Below are 19,995 nucleotides of genomic sequence, written 5' to 3' on the forward strand. Positions count from 1 at the left end.
GTCCGGGATCAGACGGGTTCGCCGTTCACCCAGGTTTTCAGAATATTGGCCACGGCCATGGGGTTCTCCTTGGCCAGCATGCGCGCCTCTTCCAGGCGCAGCTGCTCGGGCGTCACCGGCAGCAGCTCGTCCTTCTTGGCAGGCGCCGGCAAGGCAGGACGCTCGGGCTGCTCAGCCTCCAAGGCGTCGATCGAGCCGCCGGCCACGGCGATGGCACGGGGGCGCTCCTGCCCCTTGAGGGCCGGGCGCACCAGGCCCAGCAGCACCAGCGCCGCGAACAGCACGGCACCCACGGGCCAGGCAAAGCTCTTGGCCAATTCCAGCATTTCGGGCTGCTTCCACAGCGGCACATCGTTGGCAGGCGTCACATCCACCTGGAACGGGGTGTTCATCAGGTTGACCGAATCGCCACGCTCCTTGTTGAAGCCGATGGTCTCGCGCACCAGAGCCGTCATCTGCTCCAGTTGCTCGGGCGTCAGCGCCTTGGCCACGGTCTTGCCCTTGTCTTCGGCCGACTGGTAGTTGACCACCACCGCTGCGGTCAGGCGCTTGACGGCGCCGCTGCCACCGCGCGTAACACGCACGGTCTTGTCGACTTCGTAATTGATGACCGATTCGCGCTTGCTGCCCGCGCCCAGCGCGCCCTGCTGCTGGCCTCCGGCAGCCGTCGGAGCCGGATTGGCGCCATTGATGGGAGCAGTGGACGCAGCAGGCGGCTGGTTCGATGCAGCACCCGGCACGCCCGTGGGCAGGGGATTGCCCTGGGGACCGTTGCTTTCCACCACCTGCTGGCTGCGGACGGCACTCGCGTCGGGCGACTGGTTAGGGCGGTGCTGCTCGGAGGTCGATTCCGTCTGGCTGAAATCCACTTCGGCGGACACCTGGGCCTTGACGTTGTTGCGCCCCACCACCGGCTCCAGAATGTCCATGATCCGGCGGGTGTATTGCTGCTCGATCTGCTGAACGTACAGCAGCTGCTGCGCATCCACGCCCGTGCCTGCTGCGGTATCGGGCGACTGCGACAGCAGCTTGCCCGTGTCGTCCAGCACGCTCACGGCAGAGGGGGCCAGTTCAGGCACGCTGGAGGCCACGAGATGCACGATGCCCGCCAGCTGCGCGCGGTCCAGAATGCGGCCGGGGTGCAGGCTCACCAGCACCGAAGCCGACGGCTTCTGCTGCTCGCGGAAAAATCCGTTCTGGTTGGGCAGCGCCAAATGCACACGGGCTCCCTGCACCGAAGACAGCGCCTGGATCGACCGGGTGAGCTCGCCCTCGAGGCCACGCTGGAAATTCAGGCGCTCCTGAAACTGCGTGATGCCGAAGCGGTTCGATTCCATCAACTCGAAGCCCGCCACCGAACCCTTGGGCAGCCCCTGGGTCGCCAGGCGCAAGCGAACGTCGTGCACGCGGTCGGATGGGATGAGGATGGCACCGCCACCGTCGGCGTACTTGTAGGGAACATTCATCTGGGACAGCTGGGCCACGATGGCGCCCCCGTCCTTGTCGCTGAGGTTGGCAAACAGCACGCGGTAGTCGGGCTGGCGTCCGAGCACGATGGCCGCGATGGCCACGGCCACCAGCAGCGCAACGCCCACGCCCAGCCGCATGCGCTGCGACCGGTCGAGCGTCGACAGCCGCTGCAGCCAGCCAGGGCTTGCGGGAGGAGTGACAGGAATTTCGGCAACTGCAGACATTTGGCTTTCCAGTATGGCAGGGCCGGTAGACGGTCCTGACGTTGGGTCGATTATTCGGGCACGCCACCCGGATGTTCGCTGGATAAGCCGCGCATTTGACCATCATTTCCCCCCGATAGCCCGCGCCCACGGCCCTACGATTGCCCCATCCCCCGCCACGCACCACCACACCATGGACCTCCGCATTTCAAGCTCTACCGCGCCCCTTTCGGGCACCGGCCTGGCGCGCCGTGCCGCAGCGCCCCAGAATGATGGCGGCGAGGTGGGATTCTCTGGTGCGCTCAAGGGTGCACTGCAGTCGGTCAGCGCCGCCCAAAACCGCGCCACCGACCTGCAACAGGAAGTCCAGCTCGAAAACCCCTCGGTCAGCCTTGAGCAGACCATGGTGGCCATCCAGAAGGCGCAGATCGGCTTCCAGGCCACGCTGCATGTGCGCAACCGCATGGTGCAGGCCTACACCGACATCATGAACATGCAGGTCTGAAGCCGCGGCGCGCGGGGCGCGTTGCCGCACTTTCGGCGGCGTCTCGGCGGACCCAGAACGCCCGGGCTGCCAAGCAGCAGCCTTGCCGCAGTGCATCGAAACCGGCAGCCGTCACGATCGGCGAGAGCAACGCCCCGGCTCTTTTTGAATGCGCCGCATTCCGTGGGCGGCCCACCGCAGACGGCCCATTGCCCATCATTCTATTTTTCATAGCTGCCAGCGCTTGACTGGCAAGCGCCACAACCCCATTTCACCCATAAAAAGCCACCCTGCGATGGGGTGGCCTTTTTGTACCGTGCGGTGGGTGACGGATTTCCGTCGCCACGCGGTCTTGTCACATTTTCATAGCAGTCGGCGCTGATGGGACAAGCGCTACAGGCATATTTCGCCTGAAAAACCGCCCCTCAAGGCACCGGGCTGCGGCAATGCCGCCTCAGTGCATCATTTGCGGCTGTCCGTCGAACAGATGCTCGAACTGCGCCAGCCAGGGTTCGGCCAAGCAGCGAATCTGCGCGTCGTTGCGCAGGATGCGCTGCATGATGCGCGTCTTCTCGCGCCGGTGTTCCGGCAGCAGCTCATGCTCTTGCGACTTGAAGCGCAATTGCTCGATCAGCACGGCACAGGCCCCTTCGTAGCGCACCACGCCATCCCAATCCTTGAGCTTGGCGGCCTCCAGCATTTTGGCGCTGCTGTCTTCAATGGCCTTGTAATAGTCAATCAGCATGTGGGACATGGTTCAGGCCTCCGCCATCACGGGGCGCGATTCGGCCCCTTCCGTCGCAGCAACGGCAAGTGAACCGGTTTTCTTGATTTCGTTCCAGCCCTGGGCAACGGGTTCGATCAAACGCATCACCTCCTGCATCAGGGCGTCGTCATTGCGGGCATTGGCCAGGATCAGGCGGTGCAGGCAGTAGTCGTACAGCGCACCCAGGTTCTCGGCCAGCGCACCGCCGTCCTCGCGGTCCAGCGCCGTGCTCAGCCCCTCTTCGAGGATGCGGATGGCCTTGGCGATGCTGTTGCACTTGGCCACGACGTCACCACGCGCCAGGGCGCCGCGCGCCGTGGCGATCGCACCCAGAAGGCCTTCAAACAACAGGCTGACCAGCTGGTGCTGGTCGATCGTGTGCATGCTGGTTTCCACGTTGATCCGCTGGTAGGCGGATGCGGCACGGGGGTTGTAGGCGGTGAACATGGCTGGTGTTCCTTTGGTTGATTACTTCATTTATCGGCACATGGCCCAAAAACTGAAGATCAGCCCGACGACTTGTTCCAGGTTGTCACCTGCTGCGCAATGTAGGCATTGAGCGCATTGAGCTTGCTCATCTGCGAGTCGAGCGCCGTATAGCGGGCCTTGAGGTTGGTTTCCACGCCGCTGGCGCGGTCCTCGACGCTCTGCACTTCTTTTTCATTGAGCTTGAGCGCGCTCTGAAGCAGCTTGTCCTTGCTTGCGAAATAGCCGGTGGAAGCCAGCAGCTTGTCCGTCACGGCCTTGAACTTGCCTGCGACGCCGTCGGTCACGCTGCCGCCATCGGCGCCCCTGAAAAACGCCTTCAAGGCGTCGGGGTTTTCGAGCGCCTTGTTCAGCTTGGTGGTGTCCACGGACAGATCGCCCGTGGGCTTGAGCACGTCCGCGCCCTTGGCAAGGGTGATGCCCACATCCGAAAGCGTCTTGAATGCGCCGCCCGTGCCCGACGCGACCGACTGCAGCGCCGCACGCAGCGTGTTTTGCAACCCCACCGCCGTCGAGTCACCCTGCAACAGGCCGGCGGATTTGGTGTCCTTGTCGTAGCTGGTGATCTGGTTGAGCGCCTGATTCACCGCGTTGTACGCCTTCACAAAGGCATCGATGTTCTGCTTGACGGCCGTGGAATCCTTGGCCACCGCGATTTCGACCGGCGCTGTGGTCACCTGCAGGGCATTGAACGTCACGCCCGATACCGTGTTCGCGAAGGTATTGGTGGCCGACGTCACCGCGATGCCGTTGACCGTGGCCTTGGCGTTGGCGGCGAGATCGGTGGTGGCGCCCGCCACCACACGCGACAAGCCCGAAGCGTCGGTGGCATTGCCGTCGGCGTCCGTCACGGACACGCGAAAGCCCGCCTCCTCTCCCGTGGTCTTGCTGCGCAGCAGCAGGCGTTCGCCCGAAGCGTCCGAGAGGATCGTGGCCGTGACACCCGCGCCAGCGCCGTTGATCTTGCCCGCGATGTCGGAGAGCTTGTCGGTGGCGCTGACGGTGATGTCCACGGGGTTCGCCGCGCTTGCCACGAAAGTCGAGGCATTGCTCCACTTGCCCAGTTCCAGGCGCAGCGTGCCCGCTCCCACCGGCCCGCCCACAGGCTGCATGGCGGCCGAAGTGGTGTTCTGCGCCTTGGCCAGCCCCTGCACCTCCACGCTGAAGGTGGTTGCCACCGTGCCCCCCACCGCCGAAGCGGTGATGGCCGAGGTGTTCGACGACGTGACGCCCACCGCATTCCATCCCGTCACGCTGGTGAGCTTGCCCACGGCGTCCGACAGGGTGGAGACGAGCGACTTGATCTGGCCAAAGGTGGAGATCTTGGCCTCGACCAGCTTGTGCTGATCGGTCAGGCCATTGGTCTTGGTGATGGGCAGGCGCACCAGGTCCACGGAAGCCTGGATGAGCTTGTTGACATCCACGCTGCCGCCCAAGCCCACGCCAATCGATGAAAAGCTAGCCATGATCCACCTCCGGGAAAGCGCATTGAATTCGCATCACCAGGGATTATCCGGGTCACGGCCGGAAACATCCCCCCGATAAGCACCCGAGAATGCCGCCAATCTACAAGGTCACCCCGTCTTTGCCAAGCGACAAGGCGGTGGCGATCTGCATCGCCACCGCCCCTGGTTTCGGAAGGCCGACTTCCTGGTGGAACCCGGCCTCTGCCTTCTTAGCCGCGCAGCAGAGCCAGCACGCCCTGGGGCAGCTGGTTGGCCTGGGCCACCATCGCAGTGCCGGCCTGCTGCAGGATCTGGGCACGCGACAGGTTGGCGGTTTCAGCCGCGAAGTCAGCGTCCTGAATACGGCTGCGCGATGCAGACATGTTTTCCGAGGTGCCTTGCAGGTTGTTCACCGTGGTTTCGAAGCGAGATTGCAGAGCACCGTAGGCGGCGCGCTGGCCGCTGATGGCCGAGATCGCTGCGTCCACGATAGCCAGCGTGCGGTTGGCGCCGTCCACCGTGCTTACGTCCATGTTCTGCACCGTTTGCATCTGGCTGGCAGTGGAAGTAGCAGCCAGGAGGAACCCGCCGGTCGCTCCACCCTTCGAGTCCACGGCACTGAAGGACTTGGAAGAATCCAGCGTGAGCTGGCCGGTGACCACCAAGTCATCGGTACCGAAGGCACCAGCGCCAGCCTTGCCGGCAATGCCCGCACCGGCGCCCGCCAAGGCCGTCTTTGCGGCATCCGCATTGGTGACGTCAATGGTATTGGCAGCCACCGAATCGTTAACGATTTTGATGTCATTGCCGGAGGCATTGGTCAGCACCAGTCCATCACCCTTGTCGTTGATGCGGGCCGTCACACCGGTTTTTGCAGCTGCATCGTTGAAGGCCTTGGCAGCGTCGCTGAGGCCGTCCGCATTAACTTTGGTGCCCACCGTGAAGGAAATCGTCACCGCCTGGCCCGTGGCATTGTCGGAAGCCAGCTTCAGGGTGTAGGAATTGCCTGCACCCAGTCCGGACAGACCCACTTCGGTGCGCGCCGTGGCGCTCACGCCAGTCTTTTCCGTTTGTGCATTCACTGCGGCAGCAGCGTCCTTGGCCGAAGCACCAGCAGCATAGTTTGCCACCGCGCTGCCGTAGGCGCCATTGACGGTGATGGTGCCCGCCGCTGCAATGCCTGACGAACCCACTTTGCCCTGCGCGGTGAGGGCACCTGCCGTGCTGCCCAGCGTCAGGTCGCCCGCGCCGCCCGTGGTCGTGGCCGCCGTGCCGCCAATGCGGTAGTTGCCATACGAGCTCGTGCTGAAGTTCGACGAAGTGGCCGTGATGGTCTGGTTGGCGTTGGCGCCCACCTGGAAGGCGGCGCTGGTGAACGAGCCATCCAGCAGCTTGCGGCCGTTGAATTCGGTGGTCTTGGCAATGCGGTCCAGCTCGGAGGTGAGCTGATTCACTTCGGCGTTCAGGGCCTGGCGGTCGGAGGCGCTGTTGGTGGCATTGGCCGACTGCACGGCCAGTTCGCGAACGCGCTGCAGGATGTCGCCCGAGCTCTTGAGCGCGCCTTCAGCCGTTTGCGCCAGCGAAATGCCGTCATTGGCATTGCGCACGGCCTGGTTCAGGCCCTTGATCTGGCTGGTGAAACGCTCGGAAATGGCCAGGCCAGCGGCGTCGTCCTTGGCGCTGTTGATGCGCAGGCCCGACGACAGGCGCTGGATGGAGGTGTTGAGCGACCCTTGGCTGATGCCCAGGTTGCGCTGGGCGGTCAGGGAGGCGACGTTGGTATTGATGGTGGAAGCCATTGCAAATCTCCTGAAAAGAACTCACTGGATATGGCGTTGCCGCCAACTGGGCCCAGAACCGTCTGGCCGCAGGGTTCACAGCGCCCCAAGGGACCTCTGTTGAACGGCGGGTGTCACTTCTTGTTTCAAACGACCCGTTGTAGATGTTTTCGGGCTGTGCTTGGAAAACTTTAGGGGTGAATTCGCAGATTGGCCGGTTTTTGGGCCGCTTATCCAGCCAACAGGGCGACGGCGTCTCTCCACAATCGCTCCATCGTTCCCAAAAAGTCCGCCGGAGGGGTAGCGCTTGAGCCGGCAGAAATGTTTGTTTTCAGCCCTGCAGGAGTACCGCCATGGCATCGACGATCAACACGAATATCGCCTCCCTGACCGCCCAGCGCAACCTGGGCATCAGCCAATCTTCTCTCAACACCTCCATCCAGCGCCTGTCGTCGGGCCTGCGCATCAACAGCGCCAAGGACGATGCCGCCGGCCTGGCCATTTCCGAACGGTTCACGACCCAGATCCGGGGCATGACCCAGGCCGCACGCAACGCCAATGACGGCATTTCGCTGGCGCAAGTGGCCGAAGGCGCCCTCGGCGGCGCTGGCAACATCCTGCAGCGCGTTCGCGAACTGGCCGTGCAGTCGGCCAATGCCACCAACAGCGCCTCCGACCGCCAGGCCCTGAACGCCGAAGTGAATCAGCTCACCTCCGAGCTGGACCGCATTGCCAAGACCACCGAATTCAACGGCCGCAAGCTGCTGGACGGCTCGTTCACCAGCGCCGCCTTCCAGGTGGGCGCCAACGCCAACCAGACCATCACGGCCACTTCGTCGAACTTCAGCACGAACGCCTATGGCAACTACCGTATCGGCGGCACGGCGGCCACGACCACGGGCGGCGCGGGCGACCTGACGCTGGGCAGCACGCCCAATGCCGTGGTGGCGCAGGGCAAGGTGGGCGCATCGGGCATTACCGGTAGTACGTTGACCGTCAATGGCGCGTACGGCAGCGTCGGTATTCCCTATCCCGCCGGAGCTTCTGCCAAGGACATGGCGGCCCTCGTCAACGCGCAGACCGAGAAAACGGGCGTCAGTGCAAGCGCGCGCACCGAAATCGGCCTTTCTGGCCTGAGCCCGGCCACGTCGTACACCTTGAAAGTGGCTTCGGACAACGGCTCCGGCCAAGCGGTCACTGTTTCGTTCACCGTCGGCAGCCCACTGAACAACGACAGCCTGGGAGATGCCGCCAAAGCCTTCAACGACGCAGCCGCAAAGACCGGCGTAGTGGCACGGGTCAATGACACGGGCACGGGCCTCGTGTTGACGAATGCCGCTGGTAACGACATCAAGATCGTTAACGACTCGGTGGCAGCCAATACCATCAATATCACCGATGCCGCAGGCGGCGCCTTGGTGGGTGGCGCCGGTGTGGGCATCGCGGGGCAGGCCGGTGCGGGCGTTTTTGGCACCAATGACATCGTGGTCACCGGCCAGCTCACTCTCGACTCCTCCAAATCGTTCAGCGCGGTCGATGGAGCAGGTGCAGCGGCGGGCGGCGGCTTTTTGAACGTTGCCGCCGCAGCCGGCAGCCAGATCCAGACGGTGCAGAACATGGATGTGAGCACGGTCGACGGCGCCAACCGCACCCTGGCTATCGTGGATTCCGCCATCGCTGCCATCAGCGGCCAGCGCGCGAACTACGGCGCCCTGCAGTCGCGCTTTGAAACGGCCATTGCCAACCTGAACGTGTCTTCGGAAAACATGTCGGCCGCCCGCAGCCGCATCCAGGACGCCGACTTTGCGGCGGAAACGGCCAATCTCTCGCGCACGCAGATCCTGCAGCAGGCCGGCACCGCGATGGTGGCCCAGGCCAACCAGATTCCGCAGGGCGTGCTGGCCCTGCTCAAGGGTTGAGCCCGCCCCTTTACTACAATAAAAAGAGCAATCGCCGCATACCCAACAAGGACAAGAGGCCATTTTGGCCTCTTTTTTTGCTCCGATCCCCGCGCGCGCCATTCACTTGCCGGGTCCACGCTTCATTTTCATCACAACGATCCGATACATTTACCGTAGACGCCTTAACCTTTTGCCACCTCTTCGCTCACAGCCGCCAGCCCCATGTTCGTCATCATTGGTTACTTCATCACCTTCGGATGCGTCTTTGGCGTTTTCGTGGCCCATGGCGGCAATATCAAGGTTCTGCTGGAAGCACTGCCCTTTGAAATGATCACCATCGGCGGTGCGGCGTTGGGTTCGTTCATCGTGACCAACCAGACCAAGGTGCTCAAATCCACCATGGCGGTGCTGCCGCAGGTGTTCAAGGGCAACAAGTACACCAAGGCGCGCTACATGGAGCTGATGGCGATGCTCTATGACATCCTGCAGAAAGCCCGCAAGGAAGGCCTGATGGCCATCGAGAAGGATGTCGAGGCACCCGCCGAATCGGAGATATTCAAGAAATACCCGACCGTCGGCGGTGACCACCACGTGATCGAGTTCACCACCGACTACCTGCGCATGATGGTGTCGGGCAACCTCAATTCGCACGAAATCGAGTCCCTCATGGACAGCGAGATCGAAACCCACCACCAAGAGGCGCACGCCCCCGTGGCCGCGCTGACCCGTCTGGCGGGCGCCCTGCCCGCCTTCGGTATCGTGGCGGCCGTGCTGGGCGTGGTGAACACGATGGGGTCGGTCGGGCAACCCCCTTCGGTGCTGGGCGGCATGATCGCCTCGGCCCTGGTGGGCACTTTCCTGGGGATTTTGCTGGCCTATGGCGCCGTCGAGCCCCTGGCGGGCCTGCTCGAGCAGAAGGCCGAGGACGCCGCCAAGGAACTTCACTGCATCAAATCGACCTTGCTTGCCAGCATGCAGGGCTACAACCCGGCCACCGCCATTGAATTTGGCCGCAAGGTGCTTTTCTCGACCGAGCGCCCCAGCTTCTCCGAGCTGGAGGGGCATGTGAAGGGCAAGAAGTAGGCCCGCATTGCCATGGCAGAAAAGAAGCTCCAGCCCATCATCATCAAGCGGATCAAGAAGAGCGGCCATGCCGCTCATGGCGGCGCGTGGAAGATCGCCTATGCCGACTTCGTGACGGCCATGATGGCCTTCTTCCTGCTGATGTGGCTGCTGGGTTCTACCGCCAAGGGCGAACTGCAGGGTATTGCCGCCTATTTCAACTCTCCGCTGAAGGTGGCCATGGTGGGCGGCGACGGGGCCGGCAACAGTTCCAGCGTGATTCCAGGCGGGGGCAATGACCTGTCGAAGGTGCACGGCCAGGTACGGCGTTCCGACTCGGACCAGGACAAGGAGCGCCGCGCCAGCATCGACACCACGCGGGCAGAGCGTGCGAAACAGGATGCCGCCCGCATCAAGGCCCTGCAAGCCAAGATCGACGCCATGATCACGGAAAATCCGCGCCTGAACGAATACAAGTCGCAGATCCGCATCGACGTCACACCTGACGGCCTGCAGATCCAGATCGTGGACAACCAGAACCGCCCCATGTTCGACAGCGGCAGCGCGCTGGTGAAGCCCTACATGCGCGACATTCTTCGCGAGATCGGGGCCGCGCTGGGCGGGGTTGAAAACCGCATCAGCCTGGCGGGACACACCGACGCTGCGCCCTACGGCAACAGCGACCGCGGCTACAGCAACTGGGAGTTGTCAGCAGACCGCGCCAACGCCTCCCGCCGCGAATTGGTTTCTGCAGGCATGCCAGACGCTAAACTGGGGCGCGTAGTAGGCTTGGCCGCCAGCGATCTGCTGGAACCCGACAATCCGCGCGCGCCAGCCAACCGGCGTATCACCATCACGGTTCTGACGCGCGAAGCCGAAGAGAGACTCATGGGCAAGGGCATTCCCGCCGTCACTTCCACGCAATTGCTGGAAGAAAAGCAGGAAAATCCCGTTTCCCGCAGGTAAACGTTACGACTTGTCACAAAACCTGCATCCCATGACAATACATACAGCCAATTCCGACCGAAAGGGTCCCACGTGACCACAGCCCTTCGCTTCTTGATCGTTGACGATTTTTCCACCATGCGACGCATCGTTCGCAATCTGCTCAAGGAAAGCGGATTTGCCGACGCCGACGAGGCAGAAGACGGTGTTGCCGCGCTCAACAAATTGCGCAACAGCAAGTTCGACTTCGTCGTGACCGATATCAACATGCCTAACATGAACGGCTTTCAGTTGCTGGCGGAAATCAAGAAGGACGAAAAGCTCAAGCACCTGCCCGTCCTGATGGTGACGGCGGAAGCGCGCAAGGAAGACATCGTGGCCGCCGCCCAAGGAGGCGCGGCCGGCTACATCGTCAAGCCCTTCACCAAGGCCACCCTTGAGGAAAAGGTCACCCTGATTCTCAAGAAGATGGGGTTATGAAACCATGGCGTCTTCCGAAAATCCGCAGGTGGACTCTGCCGATGTGCACCACAAGATCGGGCAACTGACTCGCCAGCTGCACGACTCCCTGAACGAACTGGGCTACGCTGAAAAACTGCGCGGCTCGATGGGCGAACTGCCCGACGCCCAGAGCCGGCTGTCGTACATCGCCCGCCTCACGGGTGAAGCCGCCGAAAAGGTGCTCAGCCGCGTGGAACTGGCCAAGGCGCAGCATGACTTCATTGCGGACGAGACGCGCCGGGTTGTCGCGTCCCTGGTGAAGGATCCCGTGGCTGCAGTGGCCAAGGGCGAGATCATGAACTTCCTCACCGATGTGGAGCGGGTCACGAAGGAGGCCGATGCCCATCTGACCGAGATCATGATGGCCCAGGATTTCCACGACCTTACCGGCCAGGTGATTGCCCGGGTGGTGAACCTTGCAGCCACCATCGAGGAGCAACTGGTGCAATTGCTCATCCAGACGGCCCCGCCAAGCGCTCCCTCGCCCCCCATTGAGGTTCCCCGCGAACATCTGGCCGGCCCTGTGGTGGACCCCGAGCACACCCCGGACATCGTCACCAACCAGTCGCAGGTGGACGACCTGCTGGCAAGCCTGGGTTTCTGACCCGCACCCACCGATAAGCAGGCCCTGCGCACTGCTTATCGGGCTTTAGATTTCCAGGTCGCTCACGACAATGGCATGACACCAGCCGTCATGCCACCATGGAATCCAGCCAAGAAAAAAGCCTACCCGCCACCGAGCGAAAGCTCCAGAAGGCGCGTGAAGACGGCCAGGGTGCGCGTTCGCGGGATCTCTCCCATCTGGCCATCCTCGGGGCAGGGGCTGCATGCCTGTTGGTGCTGACCCCCCAGCTCATGGAGCACATGCAAAGGGCCTTGGGCCAGCAGCTCAGATTCGACTCATCCACCGTGATGGCGCCCGCCAGCATGCTCACACGCCTCAAGGACATGGTGATGGTGGGCCTGGTGGCAAGCGCTGTGTTCGCAGTTCTGACCAGCGGCGCGGCACTGATCAGTGCGATCGGCGCGGGGGGCTGGATCTTCAGCGCCAAGCCCATCACGCCGCAATTCAACCGTCTGAACCCGATCTCTGGCGCCGCCAACCTGTTTTCGAAACAGCAAATGGCCAATGTGGCCAAGATGGTGCTGATGACCGCGATCCTCTCGTTCGTGGCCTGGAAATTCATGGGCAACAGCATCGATAGCATGGCCATGCTGGTGCTGCAGCCCTCGCCACTGGCGCTGCGCCACGTTGCGCAATGGCTGACATCCGGCGCCAGCCTGCTGCTGCTGGTGGTGTTTCTCGCAGCCGTGATCGACGTGCCGCTGCAGGCCTACTTCTTCAAGTCGCGCCTCAAGATGTCGCACGAGGAGGTCAAGCAGGAGCACAAGGAGTCGGATGGCAACCCCCATACCAAGGGCCGCATCCGCCAGCGCCAGCGCGAAATGGCCGACCGCGCCAGCGTGGGCGCCGTGCCCAAAGCCGATTTCGTGGTGATGAACCCCACGCACTATGCCGTCGCATTGAAATACGACGACAAGACCATGAGCGCACCACAGGTGATCGCCCGTGGCACCGACCTGATTGCATTCAAGATCCGCGACTTGGCAGGCGCGCACGGAATTCCTGTGCTGCAGTCGCCCATGCTGGCGCGCGCGTTGTATGCGCACGCCGAACTCGACCAGGCCATTCCCGCCACGCTGTACACGGCGGTGGCCCAGGTCCTGGCGTACGTCTATCGCCTCAAGGCCGCGATGCGTGGAGAGGGCAAGATGCCCGACGCGCTGGTGCAGCCCCACGTTCCCCCTGAACTCGACCCGTTGAACCGGGTGGCTCCGCAAGGCACCGCCGTATGAACACTTCCGTAAAGTCGCTGCAGAGCTGGGCAGGCAAGAACGCCGCTGCCTTCCAGGGCATGTCGGCCCCGCTGCTGGTGGTGGCCATCCTCGCACTGATGGTGCTGCCCATTCCAGCATGGCTGCTGGACACGTTCTTTACCCTGAACATCGCCACGGCGCTGATGGTGATGATGGTGGCTGCGTACATGGTGCGGCCGCTGGATTTCGCGGCGTTCCCGTCGGTGCTGCTGCTCACCACGTTGATGCGCCTGTCGCTCAACGTGGCCTCGACGCGCGTGGTGCTGCTCGAAGGCCACACCGGTCCGGGCGCAGCGGGCGCGGTGATCGAGGCGTTTGGCCACTTTCTGATCGGCGGCAACTTTGCCGTGGGCCTGATCGTGTTTGCCATCCTGGTGGTGATCAACTTCGTGGTGGTGACGAAGGGTGCCGAACGCATTGCCGAAGTGTCGGCCCGGTTCACGCTGGACGCCATGCCCGGCAAGCAGATGGCGGTGGATGCCGACTTGAACGCCGGCCTGATTGACGAAAAAGAAGCCAAGCGCCGCCGCGCCGAAGTCTCCGAAGAAGCCAACTTCTTCGGCTCCATGGATGGCGCCTCGAAGTTCGTTCGCGGCGACGCCGTCGCCGGCATCCTGATTTTGCTGATCAATATCGTGGGCGGCTTTGCCATTGGCGTTTTGCAGCATGGGCTGACGGCCGCGCAGGCTGCCGATAGCTACATCCTGCTGGCCATCGGCGATGCCTTGGTGGCCCAAATCCCTGGCCTGCTGATCTCGGTGGCCGCCGCCATGGTGATCTCGCGCGTCGGCAAGGAAGAAGACATGGGCCGCCAGATCGTGCAGCAGCTCTTCATGTCGCCGCGCGTGCTGGGCGTGACGGCCGGCATTCTGCTGCTGCTGGGGCTGATTCCAGGCATGCCCCACGTGGTGTTCCTGGCCATGGGTTCCGCCATCGGCTACGGAGCGTGGTTGCTGCAGCAACGCCAGAACGTACCTGAGGAGGTCGAAGCGCCGGCCGCCCCCGTCAGCGACGGAGAAGCCACCTGGGACGACCTGCAGCCCGTCGATCTGCTGGGATTGGAACTGGGCTACCGGCTGATCACGCTGGTGGACAAGAGCCGCCAGGGCGACTTGCTCACCCGCATCAAGGGCGTGCGTCGCAAATTTGCGCAAGAGGTGGGCTTCCTGCCCCCTGCCGTGCATGTGCGCGACAACCTCGAACTCAAGCCCAGCGGCTACCGCATCACGCTGCGCGGCGTGGTGGTGGGCGAAGGCGAGGCTTTCCCCGGCATGTTCCTGGCCATCAACCCCGGCGGCATCACCACGCCGCTGATCGGCACCCCCACCACCGACCCCGCTTTCGGGCTGCCGGCACACTGGATCGACGAACGGCAAAAGGAAGCCGCACAAATGGCGGGTTTTACCGTGGTTGATTCCGAAACCGTGATGGCCACCCATTTGTCACACTTGATGCAAGTGCAAGCAGCCAAACTCCTCAGCCGCACAGAGACCCAGCAGCTGGTGGAGCACGTGGCCAAGCTGGCCCCCAAGCTCATCGAAGAAGTGGTCCCGAAGATGGTTTCTATCGCAACGTTCCAGAAGGTTCTCCAGCTGCTGCTGGAGGAGTCTGTGCACATTCGCGACATCCGCACCATCATCGAGACGCTGGCCGAGCATGCCGTGGGCATCTCCGACCCGGTGGAACTGGCCCGCCGCGTGCGCATCGCCCTGTCGCCTGCCATCGTGCAGCAGATCTACGGCCCCACGCGCGAGCTCAACGTCATCGCCATCGAACCCGGCCTGGAGCGCCTGCTGGTGCAGGCTCTGGGCAATGCCGCAGGGCCCGCGCTGGACCCGGGCGTGGCCGACATCCTGACCCAGAAGGCCGCCGAGGTGGCACTCAAGCAGGAAGAGATGGGGCTGCCCGCCTGCCTGCTGGTTCCCGACCAGATCCGCACCGCAATCTCCCGGCTGGTGCGCCGCGTGGCACCACGCCTGCAAGTGCTTGCCCACAGTGAAATTCCAGAGACCCACACCATCCGTATTGGACCCATCCTCAAAGGTGCATCAGCATGAACATCAAACGCTTTCACGCCCCCACGTCGCGCGAGGCCCTGGCCAAGGCACGCATGGCGTTTGGCGACGGCACGCTCATCCTGTCCAACCGGCCCACGGCCAACGGGGTCGAGGTGGTGGCAACGGCCGAAGACACGCTGTCTGCGCTCGATAGCGGTGGTGGAGCATCCAACACGCAGGCTCTGCTGTCCCCTGCTCCCCAACGCAATGCCCGCCCCGCGCCGGTCGCAGCCCAACCGACCTCCCGCAATCCAGTCGAAGAAGACACGGAACAGCTCGCGATGAGCACCCTGTCCTTCCAGGACTACGTGCGCGAGCGCATGCTGCGTCGCCGCCACGAGGCGCTCAAGGGCCCCGCCGAAAGTCCGGCCTTTACCGATCGGGGCAGGGATCACACCTCCGACCGTGAACGCATGCCCACGGCGCACGTGGCGCGCCACAACCCGCTGCGCACCATTCCCATGGACACGCCTGCAGAAACCGCACCCCGGCGCCGCCATGATGCCCCAGCCGCGGCACCCGCCGCATCGGCCGGCCAGCAGAGCGTAATGAACGAGCTTCAGGCCATGAAAGAGCTGATCGAAGACCGCTTCAACACCCTGGCGTGGTTGGGCCAGGCGCGGCAGAACCCGATCCATTCGAACCTGATGCTCAAGCTGATTCGCGCAGGCTATTCCCCAGCCCTCGCAAGGGCCGTGCTCGAACGCATGCCCGAAGAACTCTCGGCCGCCGAATCGGTTCGTTGGTTGATGGAGGTGCTCGAACGCAACCTCAAGACCGACATGCACGCGCCCCCTCTCTACGAGGAAGGCGGCATCTTCGCGCTGGTGGGTTCCACCGGCGTGGGCAAGACCACCACCACCGCCAAGCTCGCTGCCCACTGCGCCCGCATCCATGGCCCTGGCAGCGTGGGCTTGATCACCCTCGATACCTACCGCGTGGGAGCCCACGAACAGCTGCGCACTTATGGCCGCATGCTGGGCATCGTGGCCCATCTGGCCCACGACCGCGCCGCCTTGCAAGATCTGCTGGGGCTACTCAGCGGCAAGAAGATGGTGCTGATTGACACCACGGGCGTGGCCCCGCGCGACCCGCGCAAGCGCGAAATGCTGGATGTGCTGGACCTGCCGCATGTCAACCGCCTGCTGGTGCTCAACGCCGGTTGCCACGGCGATACGCTCGACGATGTGCTGACCGCCTTCAAAACCACGGGATCGCAACAGGCGATACTGTCGAAGGTGGACGAAGCCGTGAAGCTGGGCCCTGCGCTCGACGCCTTGATCCGCCACCAGATGGTGCTGCGCGGCGTCACGAATGGCCAGCGGGTTCCGGAAGACTGGGAGACGGCCGATGCGCACAAGCTCATCAGCACGTCTATGCGCGCGCCCGCCAAGTCGGCCTTTGACCCCCGGGCCACCGACCTGAATTTCTTTTTCTCACATTCTCCCGACTCCATGACCGAACGAGGACTCGTGGATGCTTGATGCCTGCTTTCACCAGGGCGCTGGCCTGCACAGCTTCACGCCGCAATCCGAACTTCGGGTGCTGGCGGTGGCCAGCCAATCCAACGCCGGGAGCGACCTGGAGACGCTGTGGCAACTGTGCGCCAGCCTGCAGCGCCTGGGCTACCCGGTCGTCGTGCTGGATGCAACCGCATACGAAACGCAGGCATCCCCAGGACTGCACCACCTGCTGCGGCAAGCGCCCTGGCACGAAGGTGCCAGCGTTGATCTGGGCGCCATCGCCTCATCCCTTGCAGTGATCCCGGCCGCGCTGGGGCTGCGCGAGCTGGCCCGGACAGCACAAACCCGCGACGAGCCTCCATTGCAAGCCCTGCTTCCCTACTTTCGCGCCTACGGCCTGATGGTTCTGCATGCTCCGGCCGGCGTGCTGGGGCCCCTGCTGACGCACACGGCCACCACGCCATTGGTCGTGATGCAGCCGGGTGCCGCAGGGGTGCTGGCGAGTTACAGGCACCTCAAGCAAATCGCGCTGGACGCAGGACTTCCTTGCACCGTCGCGGCCGTGCTGCAGGGCGCCTCCGCACCCGAACGCGCCAAAGCCTCGGGCGCCCTGCGAACCCTGCAGCAATGCGCAGACCGCCACCTCGGAGGGCGGCTGCAGACCACGACGATATCCGCCCACAGCAGCCAGGACATGCAACGCCTGGCCTTGCAACTGCTGGAAAACGCGGGCACCATCAGCGGATCGCTGTGCGCAATGCCCACCAGCAACCTGACAGGCATGCTTGCGCATGGCGCCCGGAGCCATTGATCTGATGTACACCGCCAAAGGCCAGCTCGATCGTGATGCGCTGATCCGCCAGCATGTACCGCTGGTCCGGCGGATTGCGCACCACATGATTGCCAAGCTCCCGCCCAACGTTGAGCTGGACGACCTGATCCAGGTCGGCATGATGGGACTGGCCGACGCGCTGTCCCGCTACGAAGCAACGCAGGGCGTGCAATTTGAGACCTTCGCCACGCAGCGCATCCGTGGAGCCATGCTGGATGAACTGCGGGAGGGCGACTGGATGTCCCGCAGCTCGCGCAAGAGCCAGAAGGACATCGAACACTCCCTGCGGCGGCTCGAACAGAAATTGGGGCGCCCCCCGCTCGAATCCGAAATCGCCGCCGACATGGGCATGAGCCTGGCCGAATACCAGAGTCTGCTCGGCAAGGTGCGGGGCACCCAACTGGTGTACCTCGAGGACATGACCCATGGCGACGAAGGAGACGAAGGCTTTCTCGACCGCCACGTGGCCGACAGCAGCGCTGATCCGCTGGAGCTACTGCGCGACCACCGGTTGCGCGCCTCGCTGGTCCAAGCCATCCAGAGCCTGCCCGAGCGCGAGCAGCACATCATGGGCATGTACTACGAACATGACATGAACCTCAAGGAAATCGCTGCGGTGCTGGGTGTTACCGAATCCCGCGTGTGCCAGCTGCACAGCCAGTCGATAGCACGCCTGCGCGCCAAAATGCGCAGCCACTGAACATGGAGCGCAGTACGCGCAAGGGTTGTCGCTCGCACTCGGCGGTATGAACGAAGCACAGCTTATGCCCCTCGAGATCGCGAAAGTAAGCGGCATAGGAATCTTCTGCATATTTCAAGCGCAGCCCGGCGCGGCCCAGGTCTTTAGCTGCCATCGACAGTGCTGCCTTCCAAGCGCGCTCGACGGCAAGCCTGGAAGGGACCAGAAAACTGCCTTGCGAACCATCGGCGGTGCCGGGAGGGGGACCGTCAAGCGGCTGCCATATGCCGAACTGGGGCCACCGCGCTGCGGGAGGGCGCCCCACCACACCGGCCGGCGCCACACTGCCGAGATCCGCCACGCGCAGAATGCATAGCCCGGCGATTACTCCATCGTAAAACGCGACCAAGGAAACGAGGTCCCGAACCCCGAGCTGGATATGGGCGTATATGGTGCAGAAATGACGTGGACTGTTTTGGGCAACCCGTCAATCTGAAACTGCTACAAAGACCAGGATGCTACGCCCAACCAAAATGGAAGAAGGACCGCACCGAAAGCCTGAGGCTTGCGGCTCTCCGGGAGACGGCCTTGACCGAAGATCGGTGCGCGCGGAATCCAGTCAGCTGGCAGAGCGATAGATGCGGGCCACCCCGCCCTGCGTCTTGCCGCCGAGGGCATTGCCGTAGGTGGCGGCGGCATCCGAGGACGGAAGCAGCCCTTTGAGTTGCCGGTCCGCAACGGCAGCGAGGCGTGCCAGGCTTTCGCGCTGGACCGACAGCTGCGCAGCAGCGGATTCGAGGCGCTTTTGCACAGCGGGAGAAAACGCGCCAGCTGGCGCCGACTGCGCCATCATGCGGGCCAGTCCGGCCGCCGCGTCGCGCAGTTGCACACTGCATTTCTCGAGGGTTTGCGGATCCGCGGCCAGAAGCGCTGCGGAAACGTCCTGGATTTGCTGTTCTACGGCGGCGAGCGCCTGTCCGGTCTGCATGGTGTCTGTGGGGTGGGATGCAGCCGCGAACAGGCAATAGCTCAGCCGCGCGAACGGGAGAAGATTTCCTGGGCGTTGGACAGCATCTTGTCGGCGATGGCTTCGGCGTCCACGGTGAACGTACCTTGTTCGATGGCAGCCTTCACGGCCTTGACGCGTCCTGCGTCAAAGTCAGCGGTAGCACGCCCGTTCTGGGCCAGCGTGCGGGCGGTCATGGAGACCGTAACGGGCACACCGGCGGCCAGCGCGGAATTAGCGCCTTTTGCCGCTTCTTCCGCTGCAGCGGGGCTTTTTGCCTGCTTGGCAAGCCCTGTCTGCGCAAGTGCGCCCGGGAGTTCCGGTTTTTGACCAATCTTCATCGCTCTCTCCACCACCCCGATCGATGTGGGGCACAGTAGCAATGTTTTCGACCCAATCAGGGCAGACTTTAGCCAATTTTGGACCAGGGCGTATCAAAGAGTCACGGCAACCGTTCCATCTTCGTTAACAATACCCGATATTGTGCGGCCATTATCCATGCGAATGCGGATTGTCTGGCCCGTCGCGCCATTGGAGAGGGCCTGGCCAGACGAGGTGACCATGTAGCCCGGCCCCTGCGTGACTACCCGTACCTGTGCCCCTGCGCGGAAAACCGCCGGTGCCCGGACCATCGATTGGCGTACGGCCTGGCCGGCCATCAACTGGCGCGATGCCACCTGCCCCACCCACTGATCGGGGTTGGCCAGCACGGGCGCGGCCTCGGCCGCCCAGTCCACCTCGGCCTCGGTCGCGTCTGCCGCCGTCAATGCCACGCCTGACGCCACATTGTTGTTCAGCACCCAGGCGGGCCCGAAAGCCTTGATGGTGACGGGCAAAAATACGCTCCATGCCGTGGCGCCCTCGACGCAGCGCAGCCCCAGGCGTGTGCGGCCCCAGAGCCGGGCCCCTGCGGGAAGGTAGGGCTCGACCCGCGCACAAGGCGCCAGCCGCAACCGGCTGTCGAGCGTTCCCACGCTGACTTCCATGCGCAGCGGCAAGCCCTCGGGCTGGTTGCGCGCCAGGGCATCGTCCAGCCAGC

Annotated in this window: 19 protein-coding genes; 11 read left to right on the plus strand and 8 right to left on the minus strand. The window is 63.6% G+C overall.

Features of this window, described 5'->3' with window-relative positions; all coding sequences use genetic code 11:
- Nucleotides 1–8 precede the first annotated feature (8 nt).
- A complete protein-coding gene (gene fliF / locus ACDELDRAFT_RS04505; RefSeq protein ID WP_005793892.1) occupies nucleotides 9–1,694 on the minus strand; it encodes a flagellar basal-body MS-ring/collar protein FliF in 1,686 nt (561 codons plus the stop codon).
- A 172-nt stretch (nucleotides 1,695–1,866) separates the two neighbouring features.
- Between fliF and fliE the strand changes: the two genes are divergently transcribed.
- On the plus strand, nucleotides 1,867–2,178 hold the full coding sequence (gene fliE, locus ACDELDRAFT_RS04510; RefSeq protein WP_005793893.1) for a flagellar hook-basal body complex protein FliE: 312 nt from the start codon (nucleotides 1,867–1,869) through the stop codon (nucleotides 2,176–2,178).
- A gap of 433 nt (nucleotides 2,179–2,611) precedes the next feature.
- Here the strand turns inward: fliE and ACDELDRAFT_RS04515 are convergent, their stop codons facing one another.
- From ACDELDRAFT_RS04515 to ACDELDRAFT_RS04530, 4 genes are all read right to left on the minus strand, one after another.
- Nucleotides 2,612–2,911 (minus strand): flagellar protein FliT, encoded by a 300-nt coding sequence (locus ACDELDRAFT_RS04515; protein WP_005793895.1) that lies wholly within the window; start codon nucleotides 2,909–2,911, stop codon nucleotides 2,612–2,614.
- A gap of 3 nt (nucleotides 2,912–2,914) precedes the next feature.
- Entirely contained in the window at nucleotides 2,915–3,370 is a 456-nt protein-coding gene (fliS, locus tag ACDELDRAFT_RS04520) for a flagellar export chaperone FliS (RefSeq protein ID WP_005793897.1), read from the minus strand.
- Between the two features lie 59 nt (nucleotides 3,371–3,429).
- Entirely contained in the window at nucleotides 3,430–4,875 is a 1,446-nt protein-coding gene (gene fliD, locus ACDELDRAFT_RS04525; RefSeq protein WP_005793899.1) for a flagellar filament capping protein FliD, read from the minus strand.
- 209 nt (nucleotides 4,876–5,084) lie between these two features.
- Complete coding sequence (locus tag ACDELDRAFT_RS04530) at nucleotides 5,085–6,653, minus strand: flagellin N-terminal helical domain-containing protein (RefSeq protein ID WP_005793901.1); 1,569 nt, start codon at nucleotides 6,651–6,653, stop codon at nucleotides 5,085–5,087.
- Nucleotides 6,654–6,985: 332 nt separating this feature from the next.
- Between ACDELDRAFT_RS04530 and ACDELDRAFT_RS04535 the strand changes: the two genes are divergently transcribed.
- The 10 genes from ACDELDRAFT_RS04535 to ACDELDRAFT_RS04580 all read left to right on the plus strand — a co-directional run bounded on the left by ACDELDRAFT_RS04535 (nucleotide 6,986) and on the right by ACDELDRAFT_RS04580 (nucleotide 17,971).
- Entirely contained in the window at nucleotides 6,986–8,551 is a 1,566-nt protein-coding gene (locus ACDELDRAFT_RS04535) for a flagellin N-terminal helical domain-containing protein (protein ID WP_005793903.1), read from the plus strand.
- A 204-nt stretch (nucleotides 8,552–8,755) separates the two neighbouring features.
- Nucleotides 8,756–9,616: a flagellar motor stator protein MotA gene (motA, locus tag ACDELDRAFT_RS04540; RefSeq protein ID WP_005793905.1), complete on the plus strand. Its 861-nt coding sequence runs from the start codon at nucleotides 8,756–8,758 to the stop codon at nucleotides 9,614–9,616.
- Between the two features lie 12 nt (nucleotides 9,617–9,628).
- Nucleotides 9,629–10,561 (plus strand): flagellar motor protein MotB, encoded by a 933-nt coding sequence (motB, locus tag ACDELDRAFT_RS04545; protein ID WP_005793907.1) that lies wholly within the window; start codon nucleotides 9,629–9,631, stop codon nucleotides 10,559–10,561.
- A 72-nt stretch (nucleotides 10,562–10,633) separates the two neighbouring features.
- A complete protein-coding gene (gene cheY, locus ACDELDRAFT_RS04550; protein ID WP_040328086.1) occupies nucleotides 10,634–11,020 on the plus strand; it encodes a chemotaxis response regulator CheY in 387 nt (128 codons plus the stop codon).
- 4 nt (nucleotides 11,021–11,024) lie between these two features.
- Nucleotides 11,025–11,645, plus strand: coding sequence for a protein phosphatase CheZ (locus ACDELDRAFT_RS04555; RefSeq protein WP_005793912.1), 621 nt, complete (start codon nucleotides 11,025–11,027; stop codon nucleotides 11,643–11,645).
- Nucleotides 11,646–11,743: 98 nt separating this feature from the next.
- Nucleotides 11,744–12,898 carry an EscU/YscU/HrcU family type III secretion system export apparatus switch protein gene (locus ACDELDRAFT_RS04560; RefSeq protein WP_005793914.1) on the plus strand — a complete coding sequence of 385 codons (1,155 nt, stop codon included), beginning with the start codon at nucleotides 11,744–11,746 and terminating at the stop codon, nucleotides 12,896–12,898.
- Complete coding sequence (flhA, locus tag ACDELDRAFT_RS04565) at nucleotides 12,895–14,976, plus strand: flagellar biosynthesis protein FlhA (protein WP_005793916.1); 2,082 nt, start codon at nucleotides 12,895–12,897, stop codon at nucleotides 14,974–14,976. Before ACDELDRAFT_RS04560 ends, flhA begins: the two co-directional genes overlap by 4 nt.
- Nucleotides 14,973–16,460 carry a flagellar biosynthesis protein FlhF gene (gene flhF / locus ACDELDRAFT_RS04570; protein WP_005793918.1) on the plus strand — a complete coding sequence of 496 codons (1,488 nt, stop codon included), beginning with the start codon at nucleotides 14,973–14,975 and terminating at the stop codon, nucleotides 16,458–16,460. Before flhA ends, flhF begins: the two co-directional genes overlap by 4 nt.
- Nucleotides 16,453–17,250 (plus strand): hypothetical protein, encoded by a 798-nt coding sequence (locus ACDELDRAFT_RS04575; protein WP_005793919.1) that lies wholly within the window; start codon nucleotides 16,453–16,455, stop codon nucleotides 17,248–17,250. The genes flhF and ACDELDRAFT_RS04575 overlap by 8 nt, the downstream gene beginning before the upstream one ends.
- Before the next feature lie 4 nt (nucleotides 17,251–17,254).
- The gene (locus ACDELDRAFT_RS04580) at nucleotides 17,255–17,971 is read left to right on the plus strand and encodes an RNA polymerase sigma factor FliA (RefSeq protein WP_040328098.1); all 717 of its coding nucleotides are present in this window, start codon (nucleotides 17,255–17,257) and stop codon (nucleotides 17,969–17,971) included.
- 598 nt (nucleotides 17,972–18,569) lie between these two features.
- Here the strand turns inward: ACDELDRAFT_RS04580 and ACDELDRAFT_RS04585 are convergent.
- The 3 genes from ACDELDRAFT_RS04585 to flgA all read right to left on the minus strand — a co-directional run.
- Nucleotides 18,570–18,938 (minus strand): hypothetical protein, encoded by a 369-nt coding sequence (locus ACDELDRAFT_RS04585; protein ID WP_005793923.1) that lies wholly within the window; start codon nucleotides 18,936–18,938, stop codon nucleotides 18,570–18,572.
- Between the two features lie 41 nt (nucleotides 18,939–18,979).
- On the minus strand, nucleotides 18,980–19,297 hold the full coding sequence (flgM, locus tag ACDELDRAFT_RS04590; protein ID WP_005793925.1) for a flagellar biosynthesis anti-sigma factor FlgM: 318 nt from the start codon (nucleotides 19,295–19,297) through the stop codon (nucleotides 18,980–18,982).
- A gap of 93 nt (nucleotides 19,298–19,390) precedes the next feature.
- A partial coding sequence (gene flgA, locus ACDELDRAFT_RS04595) for a flagellar basal body P-ring formation chaperone FlgA (RefSeq protein WP_005793927.1) occupies nucleotides 19,391–19,995 on the minus strand: 605 nt, incomplete at its 5' end.

It is taken from the genome of Acidovorax delafieldii 2AN (assembly GCF_000175235.1).
In the GTDB taxonomy this organism is placed as follows: Bacteria; Pseudomonadota; Gammaproteobacteria; order Burkholderiales; family Burkholderiaceae_C; genus Acidovorax; species Acidovorax delafieldii_B.